Annotated in this window: 14 protein-coding genes and 3 tRNA genes; 13 read left to right on the top strand and 4 right to left on the bottom strand. The window is 39.8% G+C overall.

Annotated features, from left to right (window positions below; all coding sequences use genetic code 11):
• The first annotated feature begins 133 nt into the window (after positions 1-133).
• The 4 genes from WD019_RS20220 (at position 134) to rocF (ending at position 1499) form a co-directional block, all read left to right on the top strand.
• Positions 134-218: transfer RNA gene (locus WD019_RS20220), tRNA-Tyr, on the top strand.
• 6 nt (positions 219-224) lie between these two features.
• Positions 225-298 (top strand) — tRNA-Gly (locus WD019_RS20215).
• A 9-nt stretch (positions 299-307) separates the two neighbouring features.
• A tRNA-Ala gene (locus WD019_RS20210) sits at positions 308-383 on the top strand.
• Between the two features lie 213 nt (positions 384-596).
• On the top strand, positions 597-1499 hold the full coding sequence (rocF, locus tag WD019_RS20205) for an arginase (protein WP_026678231.1): 903 nt from the start codon (positions 597-599) through the stop codon (positions 1497-1499).
• Between the two features lie 80 nt (positions 1500-1579).
• On the opposite strand, the gene WD019_RS20200 is transcribed toward rocF, so the two are convergent.
• On the bottom strand, positions 1580-1747 hold the full coding sequence (locus tag WD019_RS20200) for an aspartyl-phosphate phosphatase Spo0E family protein (RefSeq protein WP_161627205.1): 168 nt from the start codon (positions 1745-1747) through the stop codon (positions 1580-1582).
• A gap of 198 nt (positions 1748-1945) precedes the next feature.
• Here WD019_RS20200 and sigW point away from each other — a divergent pair, with 198 nt between their 5' ends.
• Both sigW and WD019_RS20190 read left to right on the top strand, forming a co-directional pair.
• Positions 1946-2521, top strand: a complete 576-nt coding sequence (gene sigW / locus WD019_RS20195) for an RNA polymerase sigma factor SigW (protein WP_425712624.1) — start codon at positions 1946-1948, stop codon at positions 2519-2521.
• Between the two features lie 6 nt (positions 2522-2527).
• Positions 2528-3142 carry an anti-sigma factor gene (locus WD019_RS20190; protein WP_425712622.1) on the top strand — a complete coding sequence of 205 codons (615 nt, stop codon included), beginning with the start codon at positions 2528-2530 and terminating at the stop codon, positions 3140-3142.
• A 177-nt stretch (positions 3143-3319) separates the two neighbouring features.
• Here WD019_RS20190 and WD019_RS20185 read toward each other — a convergent pair whose 3' ends face one another.
• From WD019_RS20185 to WD019_RS20175, 3 genes are read right to left on the bottom strand one after another with little or no spacing between them, the layout of a single operon-like run.
• On the bottom strand, positions 3320-3769 hold the full coding sequence (locus WD019_RS20185; protein ID WP_425712623.1) for a zinc ribbon domain-containing protein: 450 nt from the start codon (positions 3767-3769) through the stop codon (positions 3320-3322).
• Entirely contained in the window at positions 3747-4319 is a 573-nt protein-coding gene (locus tag WD019_RS20180) for a hypothetical protein (protein ID WP_425712621.1), read from the bottom strand. The genes WD019_RS20185 and WD019_RS20180 overlap by 23 nt, the downstream gene beginning before the upstream one ends.
• A 53-nt stretch (positions 4320-4372) precedes the next feature.
• Positions 4373-4648, bottom strand: a complete 276-nt coding sequence (locus WD019_RS20175) for a hypothetical protein (protein ID WP_425712620.1) — start codon at positions 4646-4648, stop codon at positions 4373-4375.
• A gap of 448 nt (positions 4649-5096) precedes the next feature.
• Here WD019_RS20175 and cdaA point away from each other — a divergent pair, with 448 nt between their 5' ends.
• From cdaA to WD019_RS20140, 7 genes are all read left to right on the top strand, one after another.
• Complete coding sequence (cdaA, locus tag WD019_RS20170) at positions 5097-5933, top strand: diadenylate cyclase CdaA (RefSeq protein ID WP_026678234.1); 837 nt, start codon at positions 5097-5099, stop codon at positions 5931-5933.
• Positions 5911-7209, top strand: coding sequence for a CdaR family protein (locus WD019_RS20165; RefSeq protein ID WP_425712619.1), 1299 nt, complete (start codon positions 5911-5913; stop codon positions 7207-7209). Before cdaA ends, WD019_RS20165 begins: the two co-directional genes overlap by 23 nt.
• On the top strand, positions 7209-8549 hold the full coding sequence (glmM, locus tag WD019_RS20160) for a phosphoglucosamine mutase (protein ID WP_026678236.1): 1341 nt from the start codon (positions 7209-7211) through the stop codon (positions 8547-8549). The genes WD019_RS20165 and glmM overlap by 1 nt, the downstream gene beginning before the upstream one ends.
• 374 nt (positions 8550-8923) lie before the next feature.
• Positions 8924-10726, top strand: coding sequence for a glutamine--fructose-6-phosphate transaminase (isomerizing) (glmS, locus tag WD019_RS20155; protein WP_026678237.1), 1803 nt, complete (start codon positions 8924-8926; stop codon positions 10724-10726).
• 152 nt (positions 10727-10878) lie between these two features.
• A complete protein-coding gene (locus WD019_RS20150) occupies positions 10879-11718 on the top strand; it encodes a TnsA endonuclease N-terminal domain-containing protein (RefSeq protein WP_425712618.1) in 840 nt (279 codons plus the stop codon).
• Positions 11715-13871, top strand: coding sequence for a Mu transposase C-terminal domain-containing protein (locus WD019_RS20145; RefSeq protein ID WP_425712617.1), 2157 nt, complete (start codon positions 11715-11717; stop codon positions 13869-13871). The genes WD019_RS20150 and WD019_RS20145 overlap by 4 nt, the downstream gene beginning before the upstream one ends.
• Complete coding sequence (locus WD019_RS20140) at positions 13846-15534, top strand: ATP-binding protein (protein ID WP_425712616.1); 1689 nt, start codon at positions 13846-13848, stop codon at positions 15532-15534. Before WD019_RS20145 ends, WD019_RS20140 begins: the two co-directional genes overlap by 26 nt.
• Positions 15535-15686 lie beyond the last annotated feature (152 nt).

The following is a 15686-nucleotide window of genomic DNA, read 5'->3' as shown; positions in this document are numbered from 1 at the left end:
TTGGTAGAGCAACTGACTTGTAATCAGTAGGTTGGGGGTTCAAGTCCTCTAGCCGGCACCATTTTTTTCTTAACAAGGTTTCATTTGTTAAAAAATAAAATAAATCTTTCAAGTAAGAAACCTTTTTTTATGTGGAGGGGTAGCGAAGTGGCTAAACGCGGCGGACTGTAAATCCGCTCCCTCAGGGTTCGGCGGTTCGAATCCGTCCCCCTCCACCATTTGATGCGGGTGTAGTTTAATGGTAAAACAAGAGCCTTCCAAGCTCTGGTCGTGAGTTCGATTCTCATCACCCGCTCCACTTACATACGGGGCCTTAGCTCAGCTGGGAGAGCGCCTGCTTTGCACGCAGGAGGTCAGCGGTTCGATCCCGCTAGGCTCCACCATACATAGTGATCGTAAGCTTAAGTCTATTAGTGACTTAAGCTTTTTTGTTTGTATCGATAAAATGTCTATTCTCGGAGTTGTCTAATAATTATTCACAAAAGGCTTAGAAAGCGGTTACTTTTTAGCATAACCATACAAAACTTTGTCCAGTTGAACCATCTGAAAAAATAGGGATAAAATAAAGAAGAAGATTGGATGAAAGGGGTACCAAAATGAAAAAAGATGTAACATTAATCGGAGTACCAATGGACTTAGGACAAACACGACGTGGAGTAGATATGGGGCCAAGCGCCATTCGATATGCAGGTATAACAGAACGGCTTGAAAACTTAAATTATAACGTAGTTGATCATGGTGATATTGAAATTGGCCGTCCAGAAAAAATCGGTCAAACGAATGAAGAAAATTTAAAAAATCTAAAAGAAGTCGCCGAAGCAAGCGAGAAATTAGCGGTAACAGTTTCAGAAGTGATTAAAGAAAACCGCTTTCCTTTAATTTTAGGTGGCGACCATAGTATCGCTATTGGAACGTTAGCCGGGGTAGCGAAGCATTATGAAAATTTAGGGGTCATCTGGTATGACGCTCATGGCGATTTAAATACAGCTGAAACCTCTCCAAGTGGTAATATTCATGGGATGCCGTTAGCTGCAAGTCTTGGAATTGGACATGAGGCATTAACTCAAATCGGCGGATATGGGCCGAAAGTAAAGCCGGAAAATATCGTTATTATTGGAGCTCGTTCATTAGATGAAGGTGAACGTGTCCTCATTAAAGAAAAAGGAATAAAAGTTTTTACGATGCATGAAATTGACCGCATGGGAATGACAAAGGTAATGGAAGAGACGATAGAGTATCTTTCCAAAAAAACCGATGGCGTTCACCTTAGCCTTGATCTTGACGGTTTAGACCCTCATGATGCACCGGGCGTTGGCACACCGGTTCTTGGCGGCATTAGCTATAGAGAAAGCCATTTAGCAATGGAAATGTTAGCTGAAGCGAATCTGATCACAAGTGCAGAATTTGTTGAAATTAATCCGATTCTTGATGAACGGAATAAAACAGCAACCACTGCTGTTGCGCTGATTGGGTCTTTGTTTGGAGAGAAATTACTTTAGGAAATGTTCAAAAAGCCCGGGAAACATTGCCTGCGAATTTTTTCGGCGCGTTTAATGATATTAAAAACAGTTACTCAGCCTTATGAGTAACTGTTTTTTAATTTTAATCGATCAAATTCATTTAGCAGTTCATCAATGTGCTGGCTTAATTCTAGCAACTCTTCTGAAATTAACGGCAAATATTGGGACATTTCATTCATTTTTTGCCTTGACATTTCAATTTCATTTAACAATCGATTCCGGTTCATAAACCTACACGCTCCTGGTATAGTATAATTTGATCTAAGTATTCCCGGCATTTTGTTCTATGAAACTTTTATTTGCAAAAATTGTATGAAATTTTTGTTTGATGAACAAAAAATGGTAAAATAAAAATTGTTTTTCAGAATGAAACTTTTATGGAACAAAGACGTAATAAAAATGAACCGCAAGATGGTGGTGAACATATGGAAACATTTATTAAAAGTCTTGTATCCCGTGTAAAAGAAGGGGATCATGAGGCTTTTGAAGGGCTTGTCGAGCTGTTTAAAGATAAAATCTATCGGCTTTGTTACCGAATGGTTGGAAATCGCCATGAAGCGGAGGACTTAGCTCAAGAGACGTTCGTTCGAGCCTATACAAAAATCAATCAATACAACGGTGAATATAAATTCTCCACATGGCTATACAGAATTGCGACCAATCTCTGTATTGACCGTTTACGAAAAAAGAAACCCGATTTTTCCCTTGATGCAGAGGTGCCTGGAGCGGACGGGGCAACACTTTATTCTCAAGTGGCAACGGTTGAACCATTGCCGGAAGAGGCAGTGGTGGAAAAGGAAAAGCATGACCAATTGCAGCAGGAAATTATAAAGCTCCCGGAAAAATATAGAACCGCCATTCTTTTGAAATATGTCGAGGATTTGTCGCTCGAAGAAATCGGAAAGATTATGGATCTTCCTGTCCCTACGGTAAAGACCCGGATTCACCGAGGCAGGGAAGCGCTGAAAAAGGTATTTAGAATGGTTACAAAATCGAGGTGAAGACGTGTGTCATGTGAAAAAGAAATCTATATGTCATTAATCGATAAAGTGTTGGATCACGAGGCATCCGAAGAAGAACAATATGAACTCAGGCAACATATGAGCCATTGTGATTTTTGCAGGGAACATTTTACGGCCATGACTGAATTGCTCGATGAATTAAAGGAGGCACGGCATGTAACGGCACCGGAAGGATTTACTGAATCTGTAATGAGCCGTTTGCCGCTAAGTGCAACAAAAATTAAAAGAAGACGATGGTTTCAGAAACATCCGGTCTTAACAGCAGCTTCCCTCTTTTTCGTTCTAATGTCTGCCTCTGTTTTGGCGACCTGGAATGAAGGGAACGAATTATCGGTCGAAACAAATTCAAAACATGTAAAAGTGATCCCCTCCTCACACTTAGTGGTTGTTCCAAAAGGCGAGACGGTAAAAGGAGATTTAATTGTTGAAAATGGGGATGTCCGCATTGAAGGAAAAGTGGAAGGCGATGTGGTCGTCATAAAAGGAGAGCGTTACATGGCTTCCGCCGGAGAAGTGACCGGAGATAGCAAAGAAATTCATCAAGTCGTCGATTGGGCCTGGTATAAACTCAAACACCTTTTTATAAGTGAAGATCGTTGACTTACTCCCACGGCTAAAGCCGCAAGCTACTGCCATAGGTAGTAGTGGGGTTCTTCCCGTGGGGGCTTTCTCACAAACATCCAACTTACTTTCTTCCAGAGAAGAAGCAGCGGTCGAACTTGGGTGAGCAACACAAGAGATCGGTACACGACTTCCTGTGGGCAAGGTCGGTGCCTACTACGCCATCCTTCTGGCGATACTTTTATGACTTGATTGATGCCGGTCTTGTCCGGTTAAAAAATAGTGGTTCCCGTTCACATATCGTTTATACCAGACCGGTTGTTTAAATACGACTTCCAGCTGGCTGTTTACTTCCATCGGATATTTCTTCCGAACGATATTCTGGGCACCGTTGACGTCCCGGTGGATTTCTGTTTGGCGAACAGAACATTTGAATTGACGTCCATTGGTTTTATGTCTTCCGTGACAGAACGGACAGGTTTGCGACGTATAGCTTTCTTCCGTTTCTTCCACTTTAATCCCTTTAAGTTCGGCTTTATATGTCAGCTTTTGTTTGATCTTTCCCTGGTTCCAAAGGGAAAGCTGTTGCCTTCTAACTTTCGTTGTTTTCGACTTTTTCTTTTTATCCTTTTTTGTGTTTTTCTCAATCCCGGACACTCGTCCGATGACAAGATTCGTGACGTTTTCTTTTTCTAAAAATGCGATTACTTCTTTCGTTGTTTTTATGTTCTAGGTCTTCTAATTGGTTGCATTTTTGGCGGATTCGTTTCTTTGCGGTATTGTATTTTTTCCATTGGCGGGATCCCTTCTTGCATCGGGACATTTTCTTTTGAAGGTCAGCCAGCACTTTAGCACGAAATTGAGAGATGCTTCGGATCGCGCGTCCGGAGACGACGAGCGCTTTGGTTTCGGTGGCTACGGTTACAGCATGAATTTCCCCTAAATCCGCTCCGGCAGGACATAAGGACAAGGAAGAAAGATCTTTTTCCTGTACTTCAATGGAATAATGAAACCAATAGGAACCGTTTTTCCAAACGATTTCAGCGTACTTACAATTCGTTAATGGTTCTTTTGCGAGGTTCGGAATAATCACTTGTTCATTTCTCTTCGGAAACTTTTCATTCCAGTTTTTCTTTCTCTTTTTCGTGACGAATTCGACAAGAGACAGGCGATACTCTGCTTTTTTAATTCCGATTATTTCGTCTGAAATATCCATAGAGGCTTGTTTGAGCGGGATGCAATAATAATATTTTTCTTTCCATGGGTACTTTATTTTTTATCCGTCTTTCTCAGCTTCCGGGTCGTCTGGCGGTTGGCATCATATTTATCGACAATCGCTTGAACAGTTTGGGAATGAAGATTATAGGAGCCTTTACGTACCGCTTGAATCTCGAATTTGTTGAGCCATTTTTTATAGGTGAAGAAATAACTCGTTGCTTCCCGGACAATATCATTCCAAACCGAAGCCGCTTCACGTTGCATCGTTCGCAATTGATCATAAATCAATGGGTCATAAGGAATGCGAAAGGAATGGGTGACAAACATTTCGATTCACCTCCCTTTAATTTTTATAAACAGGAACATATATTCGTATACAGTTTTATTCTACCATTGAAATCGGAAAATTGGAACATTATTTTTATAAAATCGGAACAAAATTTAGAGGTTGAGCGTTTACAGACTTATGACCATCGAAGCCTCACTTTCATCCCATGCCTAAAGGCGATGGGCTTTCTCGTTCGGGAAAATCTGTAAATGCGCCATACCTGATGCGGGATGGCCTTTTTTTGTGTCCAACATTAAATATGCTATAATAAAGCAGTTGCATTTTTATTTCACGTTGAAGTGTAAATGGGCTGCCAGAAGATCACCCGACGTCGCGGCCACTTTTACGCCATAAGTATAAGAAATGTACGGCTTTCGCTAGTAAGGATTTGGCGGGAAGCCAGAATCTAATAATTTCACCCATCGTTTCAAGAATGGGAGGGACGATATGCTATCAATTGGAGATTTTGAATTATTTAATTATATAGGCCCGGTTATTGATATTTTACTTGTGACCTATGTGATTTATAAAATTATCATGTTGATCCGTGGCACGAAAGCAGTTCAATTATTAAAAGGGATTACCGTCATTATTCTTGTATATTTAGTGAGTCAATATTTCGGTCTTAGAACGATCAGCTGGCTCATGGAAAAAGTCATCAACTGGGCGCCGTTAGCGATCATTGTTGTTTTCCAACCGGAAGTAAGACGGGCTTTAGAACAGCTTGGACGGGGCAAATTTTTCTCCAGAACCGGACAGATGGAGGAAAAAGTAGAACAATCCATTACGGCGATTGTGAAGTCGACAAGCTATATGGCGAAACGGCGAATCGGAGCAATCATGTCTATCGAACGGGAAACGGGGTTGACCGACTATGTTGAAACCGGAATTCCGATTAACGCCGTTTTAACATCGGAACTACTAAATAATATTTTTGTCCCGAACACGCCGCTTCATGACGGCGCCGTCATTATAAAAAATGATCAGATTCTTGCGGCCAGCTGCTATTTGCCGCTTTCAGAAAGCCCATTTATTTCGAAAGAGCTTGGAACGAGGCATCGGGCCGCCATTGGCATAAGCGAAGTGACCGATTCGATTACTGTCATCGTCTCAGAGGAAACGGGCGGGATATCAGTGACGAAAAACGGAGAGATCTACCGTAACTTAGACGAGGAGTCTTTACGAAACTTATTATCAGCGGAGTTGTTACACGCCAATCGATCAACTTCCTCATCACGCTGGAATTGGAGGGGGAAGAAAAATGGAAAAGCTTCTAAACAATAACTGGTTTGTGAAGATTGTTGCCTTTTTAATTGCTTTACTTATGTATACGATGGTCTCATTCCAATCCCATCAGGAAGAAAACCGATCTCCCTGGTATAAATCATCAGCTGTTCATGAAAAGGTAACAGGGGTTGAAATTAACCCTTACTTTGATCAGAAAAAATATATTTTAACCGATTTACCGCGCTCGGTCGATATCGAGTTAAGCGGGCCATCCAGTTTAATGACAAAGGTGACAAAGATCAATCGCTCATTTGAAGTATATATTGATTTGCGCAAATTAGGTCCGGGCGTGCACAAAGTACCGGTAAAGGTTCGGAATCTGCCTGATGGCCTGTCGGCGAAAGTTAGCCCAAAACAAGTAACAATCACCCTTCATAATAAAGAAACAAAAAGCATGCCAATTAATGTTGACCTGAAAAATTTGAAAAAACTCGGAGAAGGCTATGCAACGGGTGATGTAGAATTCTCGCCAAAGGTGGTTCAAGTCACAGGAATTAAGGAATACGTCGATGATATTTCCTTTATAACGGGCTATGTGGATGTTAGTTCGGCGAAAGATACAATTGAAAAGCAAGTTCCGCTTAGAGCTTACAATTCGCAAGGGGAGTTTTTGGATGTAAATATAGAACCAGGTACTGTTCATGTGAAAGTCCCGATTCACAGGCCTGAAAAAACAGTACCGGTTTCTATTGACGAGACCGGAGAACTTCCTGAAGGGCTTTCCCTTGTCGATATTACGACAAAACCGAAAGAAGTAAAATTGGCAGGGCCGTCAAGCGTACTCGATTCCATTGGCACGTTAAAAGGACTAGCGGTTGACTTAAGCAAAGTAACCAAAGATACAACGCTTTTTATGGATGTTCCGATTCCAGACGGCGTGAAAGAGGTTTCACCAAAAAAAATCGAAATTCATATTGATGTTAAAGAAAATAAAACGGATAAAACAAAAACCATTCATGACATTCCAATCGACATGAAAGGTTTGGCAAAAGGTCAGGAGGCAACCATTCTTGATCCGAATAATGCCACAGTAGATATTACGGTCACAGGCAATAAACAAACCGTTGATCAATTAAAGAAATCGGATTTTGGCGCTTTTGTTAATTTAAGCGGACTTGACGCTGGCAAACATAATGTAACCATTCAGCTGGAGAGTCCCGGGGATGTCACGGTCGATCCCGTTGAAACAAAAGCAACAGTCAATATTGAAGAAAAAGCAACAGAAAGCAGTGCGGAAAAAAGCAGTGCAGATGATACGAAGGAGAGAGACTAATGGGAAAATACTTTGGAACCGACGGTGTAAGAGGCATAGCAAATTCCGAACTCACACCCGAGCTAGCATTTAAACTTGGCCGTTTTGGCGGCTACGTTTTAACAAAAGAAACAAAGAAGCCAAAAGTCTTGATTGGCAGGGACACCCGCATTTCCGGCCATATGCTCGAAGGTGCACTGATTGCCGGTTTATTATCCATTGGTGCAGAAGTAATGCGGCTTGGCGTTATCTCAACTCCTGGTGTCGCTTTTTTGACAAAGGCTGTCGGAGCACAGGCAGGGGTAATGATTTCAGCATCTCATAATCCGGTAGCTGATAACGGTATTAAGTTTTTTGGGCATGATGGATTCAAGCTGCTTGATGAGCAAGAAGCAGAAATCGAAGCATTAATAGACAAAGAAACGGATGACCTGCCTCGTCCAATTGGCGCAGAACTTGGTTTTGTCAGCGACTATTTCGAGGGTGGCCAAAAGTACATTCAATATTTAAAGCAAACGGTTCATGGCGATTTTTCGGGCCTTCATATTGCGCTTGATTGTGCAAATGGCGCTACATCTTCACTTGCTCCGCATTTGTTTGCCGATTTAGAAGCCGATCTTTCAACGATGGGGTCAAACCCTAATGGATTAAACATTAATGAAGGGGTAGGATCAACCCATCCTGAAAAGCTTGCAGCATTCGTCCTTGAAAAGGAAGCCGACTTAGGTCTTGCCTTTGATGGTGACGGAGACCGTTTAATTGCCATTGACGAAAAAGGGAACATTGTTGATGGGGATCAAATTATGTTTATCTGCGCAAAATATTTAAAAGAACAGGGCAGATTACATGAAAATACAGTTGTTTCTACGGTGATGAGCAATTTAGGATTTTATAAGGGGTTAGAGGAAAACGGCATTTCCTCTTTACAAACTGCCGTAGGAGACCGCTATGTGATGGAAGAGATGCGAAAAGGAAATTATTCATTAGGCGGCGAGCAATCAGGGCATCTTATTTTTCTTGATTATGCAACGACCGGTGATGGAATGCTTTCAGCCATCCAGCTTGCAAGCATCGTCAAGCAATCGAAGAAGCCATTATCCGAACTTGCTGCAGAAATGAAGAAGTTCCCTCAGCTTTTAGTCAATGTAAAAGTTGAAGATAAATCGAAGCTTGAAGGAAATGAAACCATCAAAGCCGAAATTGAAAAGGTAGAAAATGAAATGCAAGGAAACGGCCGGGTTCTTGTTCGGCCATCAGGCACTGAACCGCTTGTCCGCGTAATGGTTGAAGCGCCGACAAGAGAGCTTTGCCAAAAGTACACCGATCAAATTGCAGAAGTGGTCAAAGCGGAATTAGTATAACTCAAGTGGAATTATGCATAAACGGCTCACAACTGATGTCGTTTATGCATATTTTTTAATAATTGACGATTTGCGAAATTCAGTGTATGATAAAATTCTTGATTTTACTCAAAAATAGAAAGGAGCATAGAGGTTTAACTTACTTTTGACAAGCGCCAGAACTATTTCGAAAGATGAAAGGAAATAGTTGACGAGGAAGAGGTTTATCGAATGTTCGGCGGATGCCTCTCGGTTTGGGTCCAATCGTAAGCTTTTGCGGAAAGCAGGCAAGGCGACTTCCTGTACAAAGGCAAGAGCAGTGACCACACAAATAAAAAAACATAGGTGGGGTAGAGAGCCCCGCTCCTGCCCCCTTTTATGGGAGGATCTTTATTATGTGTGGAATTGTCGGTTATATTGGAAATGAAGATGTAAAGGAAATTTTGCTTCATGGTTTAGAGAAGCTGGAGTATCGCGGCTACGATTCAGCAGGGATCGCTGTTTTAAACGAGAATGGTGTGCATGTTTTTAAAGAAAAAGGGAGAATTGCAGCCCTTCGTGAAAGCGTAGATGCATCCGTGTGTGCGAAAATGGGGATCGGGCATACACGCTGGGCGACGCACGGTGTGCCAAGCAAAGAAAATGCGCACCCGCATCAAAGCGCTTCCGGCCGGTTTACGCTTGTCCATAATGGTGTAATCGAAAACTATGAACAAGTACGAAAACAGTATATTCCTGACGTAACACTTAAAAGTGATACCGATACAGAAGTAGTCGTTCAAATCGTAGAACGCTTTGTCGAAGGCGGAATGGAAGTGGAAGAAGCTTTCCGGCAAACACTTTCTGTTTTAAAAGGTTCATATGCTATAGCATTAATTGATAACCAAAATTCAACAACCATCTATGTTGGGAAAAATAAAAGCCCGCTTCTAGTCGGACTTGGTGAAGGGTTTAACGTCGTTGCCAGTGACGCGATGGCCATGATTCAGTTAACCGACCAATACGTTGAGTTAATGGATAAAGAAGTGGTCATTGTCACTTCAAGCACTTATACGATCAAAAAGCTTGATGGAACAACGGTTTCTCGCGCTCCTTATCAAGCACAGATCGATGCAAGCGACATTGAAAAAGGTACTTATCCGCATTTTATGTTAAAAGAAATTGATGAACAACCGTTTGTCATTCGCAATATTATTAACAAATACAAAAACGAAAATGACGAGCTCGAGCTTGAAGGCAGCATCCGAGAAGCGATGCAGGAGACCGACCGCATTTATATCGTTGCCTGCGGCACTAGCTACCATGCCGGCCTGGTTGGGAAGCAGTTGATCGAAGGAATGGCAAAGATTCCAGTCGAAGTCCATATTGCCAGTGAATTTGGTTATAATATGCCGCTTCTATCAGAAAAACCATTGTTTATCTTTATCTCACAAAGCGGGGAAACTGCCGATAGCCGCGCCGTTCTCGTAAAGGTGAAAGAACTAGGACATAAGGCGCTTACGATCACGAATGTTGCCGGCTCTACGCTTTCCAGGGAAGCGGATTATACATTATTATTGCATGCAGGGCCAGAGATCGCGGTTGCTTCGACAAAAGCGTATACGGCACAAATCGCCGTTCTTGCCTTGCTGGCTGTCGATACGGCAAAAGCGAAAGGAATCAAGCTTGACTTTAATCCGATTCAAGAGCTGGCTATTGTTGCAAACGCGATGGAAGTGCTTTGCGAGCAAAAAGAACAAATGGAGAAGATTGCACGCGAGTATTTGGCGGTTACCCGCAACTGCTTCTTCATTGGCCGCGCCACCGACTATTTTGTCTGCATGGAAGGTGCATTGAAGCTGAAAGAGATTTCTTACATCCAGGCTGAAGGCTTTGCAGGCGGAGAATTGAAGCACGGAACGATTGCTTTAATTGAGGAAGGCACGCCGATTATCGCACTTGCGACACAAGAACATGTAAATTTAAGCATTCGCGGAAATGTGAAAGAAGTCGTCGCACGCGGCGCCTACCCATGCATCATCAGCATGGACGGATTGCAGGAAGAAGGAGACCGCGTTGTCCTGCCGAAAGTGCACGAATTCCTCACACCGCTCGTATCCGTCATCCCGCTGCAGCTTATCGCCTACTACGCAGCGCTGCACCGCGACTGCGACGTCGACAAGCCACGCAACCTCGCCAAAAGCGTGACAGTCGAATAAGAGTGGGAAGTTGGAAAAAAATAATTGTAGCTTTGAAATAAAGTTGCGACATTTATAAAAAAGTCGCGATTTTTTAAAAAAGTAACGATGTTTATAAAAAAGTTGCGAAGAAACATCCCTTTGGATATGATTCTCTAAAGGGGTGTTTTTTTATGTCAAAAAGAAAGAGAACATCTAAAATTGATAAATGGATTAAAGAAGGTCGTGGGTCAGGAAGAGGTTCAGATTATAAACCATGGTTGCATACTCAAGATGTTGCTTCATTAGGTCGCTCTACACGATTGAAAGGAATTAAAACAGGCAGACAACATGAATTCTTGTCTGATTTGGAACGAAACTACTTTTACATAACTGAATATTCAGACTTTATCATTGATATTAGGGAACAATACCCTTTATTGCCGTTGGAAGAAACAATTGTAATTGCAGATGAGTTAGGTATTAAACATCCAACTGATCCTAAGACTGGTGAACCAATTGTGATGACAACGGACTTTTTATTAACTTTAGATAGAGGACAAGGTGTTTTTGAAGTTGCACGGACAATCAAGATGAAAGACGAACTATTAAAAGAGCGAGTGCTTGAGAAATTTGAAATAGAAAGAGAGTATTGGCTGCGAAGAAATATTGATTGGGGCATTGTAACAGAGAAAGAAATTCCAAAGACGATGGCACGTAATATAAGTTATATACATGACCATTATGATATTCGTGATTTTGATACTTTTAGTGAAATGAGTGGGCAATATATAGAAGATTTAGCGATGGCACTACTCCAACGACTGTTAAATACAGAAGCAAGCATTCGTACAGTTACATCTTCTTTTGATAATGAGGTACATCTCCCATTAGGCAGCGGTTTGACATTGTTTTATCATATGTTAGCTCAAAAAATCATTAAAGTGAATATACTGGAGCCAATTAACATAGAACAACCCGTAGTGATAGATTCTATAAATGAGATGAAATTAAAGCAGGTGAGATACGGATGATTTATATTAATCAAGTATTTCAGTATGTCTCTGATCTAAGAAGAATTCGTGTAATAGAGATTCAAGAATCCTATGTATACTTTGTTAACATTGATACTATAAGTGCAATGCCCATTAAAGAATTATATACATCATTAGAAACAGACATTAAACAAGGGGAATTGCTAGCTATTAGTGATCCGTATGCTAAAGCTATTCCAGATGATGAACTGACAGAAGTTCAAGTTAGTAAGCGAGAGCAAGACTGGGATATAATTTTGAAATTTATATTACCAAACATGGATGAGTTAATAAAGAAAAAAGGTAGAGAGAAAAAAATTTCTGAAATTGTAGAACAAACTGGACTAGGAAAAACAAAGATAAAGAAACTACTTAGCCGTTATTGGCAACGTGGTATGAATAAAAATGCTCTCCTGCCTGATTATACTAACTCTGGTGGTAGAGGAAAATCTAAAACACTATCAAAAGAAAAAGTTGGTCGCCCAAGAAGGGTAACCGTTAGTGGAGAATATCAAACAGGTATTAATATCACCGATGAAGTGAAATTACAGTTTGAGCATGCGATTAATAAGTATTATCGTAAGACGAATAACTATTCACTAAAAGATGTTTATCACATTATTCTTCGTGATTTTTATTCAGACCGTTATAAAGAAAATGGCGAAATGAAATATCGTGTGTGGGAAGCAAATAGGATCCCTTCTTATAATCAGTTTTACTATTGGTTTAAGAAATTAGAGAACCCCAAAAAAGATATTCAATTCCGCAAGAGTGCAAAGGAATATGAATTAAAGCATCGACCAATTTTGAGTGATTCAAAGTCTGAAACAAACGGTCCGGGTACTCGCTTTCAGATTGATGCAACGATTGCTGATATTTACTTAGTTAGTTCTTTTGATGTAAATAGAGTGATTGGTCGTCCTGTTATTTATGCTGTAATGGACGTTTACTCACGAATTATAACAGGGATATACATTGGTTTAGAAGGTCCTTCATGGATTGGTGCAATGATGGCATTAGATAATATGGTTGCAGACAAAGTAGAGTTTTGTAAACAATACAATATCGATATAGAAGAAGAACAATGGCCGACACATCATTTGCCTGAAATTATCATTGCTGATCGTGGAGAATTTGAAGGCTATTCAGTAGATAACCTAATTAACAATTTAAATATCAAAATAGAAAATACAACGGCATATCGTGGTGATTTAAAAGGGCTTGTTGAACGCAAATTCCGCACACTGAACGGAAAAGTGAAGCAAAAAGCCCCTGGAGCTATTCAAAAGGAATATCGCGAGCGAGGAGATCGAGATTATCGATTAGATGCCACATTGAATCTTAAAGAATTTACAGCTCTTATTATCACTCTAGTATTACATCACAACCATAAAATTATTGAAAAGTACCCAATGGAAAAAGAAATGATTACAGATGGTATTGTGCCAACACCAACTAATCTTTGGAATTGGGGCATCGAAAATCGTAAAGGCAGACTAAGAACTGTTGATCGAAATATTTTAAGATTAAATGTATTACCCCGAGGAAAAGCAACTATTTCAAGAGCAGGCATTAAGTTTAAGAACTTATTATATAGTTCGAGGCAAGCAATAGAAGAACAATGGTACTTAAAATTAAAAAACAGGAATATTGAAATAGTATATGATCCACGTAATGTAGAAAAAATCTATATTCCACATGATGATGGTAGGGGTTTCGAGACTTGTACCTTGCTTGAACCGAGCCAGCAATACAAGAATGACTTTTTAGAGGAAATTATATTCCAGCAGGAGTTAAGAAGTGAACTTGAGGAAATTGAACGCTCTAATCAAGTACAACTAACAATCAATACAGATTTAATGCTAGAAGATATCATTAAGAAAGCTGAAAAAAAGAAAAAACAATCACAACATCAGTCAACAAGCAAAAGAGAAAAGCTAGCATCCATTAGAGATAATAAAGCTATAGAAAAAGAGCTTCATCGTCAAGTTGAACATTTTGATTTAGAAGCTAAACAAGGCAGTGAAAAGGCAACAGTAATTGACTTCGCAACGAAGGAAAAATTTGAAGAAAAAATACCACTAAAATCAACCTCTCGTATAATGGATAAATTACGAAAGAAGCGAGATGAGGAACTTGGAAAAGATAAATAATCTGGTATTAAAGGGTGACTTTGAGGAAGCTGACTATAAGGAACAAGCTTTATCTGAATATAGTAATAATCCATTTATCGAAGCTCTTCCACCCATATTTAGTGAAGATGATGTTTTGGAACGGTTTATGGTGACTCCACGTATAACCGAGCAAGATAAAAAAAAGGAGACAACTATTCGTTACCATGTACTGAAACGTATAAAAAATTTTATTCAACCGTTACCAATACATTTTGTAGTAGAAAGACGCTTATCAACATTAATTCGAAGAGGATACTTAGCACGTAATCCTTTAGATAAATCATTCTTAGAACGTATTCGGGTTTTGCACCACCTACGTGAGGATGAAGAAGAGGCACATAAATATATTGATGACAGATTGAACTATATTCGTTCAACAGCGGATAGTTTATCAATCATCGGGATTTCTGGCATTGGCAAAACGACTGCAATTGAACGTTTATTGTTAATGTATCCGCAAGTTATTAAACATGAATTGTATAAAGGGCAGCCTTTTAATCGCACACAAATTGTCTGGCTTAAAATAGATTGTCCATATGACGGTAGTTTATCGACATTATGCAAAAGTTTCTTTAAAGCTATTGATGATTTATTAGGTACACGCTATTTAGAAAAATTCGGTTACTTAAATCGAGTTACCTCAACTATGTTATTACACATGACATCTCTAGCGAGTATGTACGGTATTGGTGTTCTAGTCATTGATGAAATTCAGCATTTACTACATTCAAAAAATGACCAGGAGGAAATGCTAAATTTCTTTGTGACACTATCAAATACTGTCGGTATTCCAACTGTTTTAATCGGCACCTCCAAAGCACAGCAGCTGTTTAAAGGAAACTTTAGACAAGCCCGTCGTGCAGCGAGTGATGGATCAATTATTTGGGATCGCATGGCTGAAGACAGTGAAGAATGGGAGTTCTTTTTAGAAACACTATGGGAGTTTCAGTGCTTAAAGACAAGTTCTGAGCTTACAGAAGACGTTAAAAAGGCATTTTATGAGGAATGTCAGGGAATCACTTCAGTTGCGGTATACTTGTTTATTTTGGCTCAAGAACGAGTATTATTTGATGAATCGAATGAAGACGAAAAACTTACACCGAGAGTGATAAAGAAAACAGCAAGAGAAGATATGAAAATCATCCAGCCAATGATGAATGCATTACGTAAAGATGATCCTAAGGCTGTGTATAAGTATGAGGATATAATGATTAATTTGGATGAGCTGATGATCAATCATAAAAAGAATGCTGAATATGAAGGTCGAATAAAAGAAACGATGAAAGAGCGACTAAATACCATGCAATATAAACGACAGGATATAATTGAAAACTTGAGTGTTGAAGTAGCATCTATTGGTATTTTTGATGCCCTTACTGCAAAAGAGATTCATAAAATAGTAGAAAAAATTGTTGGCGAATCAGCAATTGACAAAGATTACAATGTACTAAAAAGCCAAGTAATTAAAGAGTTATTGGAATTAAATCAAAAGGCAAAGGAACGAAGAGAGAAGGCTGTTCCATCTGCAAAAATACTTCCATTAATAGATATAAGAGAACGAGCGTTGAAACAGAAAAAACATCCATATGAATTGTTATTAAGTCAGGGGTATATAAAAAATGCTTTGCAAGAGTTTTATTAACTCTATAAAGTACTTTTGTATAGAAACTTTAAATAGCTAGGTATGTGACTTTGCTAAGTTTTTCTGATGCATAATTAGATTTAGTGAAGCGTGTCACGATAAAATATGTATTGAATCAGTAAAATTGGTGGATTTTGTATATGTAACATCAA

This window comes from Fictibacillus sp. Mic-4 (genome assembly GCF_049843615.1).
Classification (GTDB): domain Bacteria; phylum Bacillota; class Bacilli; order Bacillales; family Fictibacillaceae; genus Fictibacillus_A; species Fictibacillus_A gelatini.
Note: the sequence above shows the minus strand (reverse complement) of the source record. Positions and strands in the feature narration are given on the sequence as shown.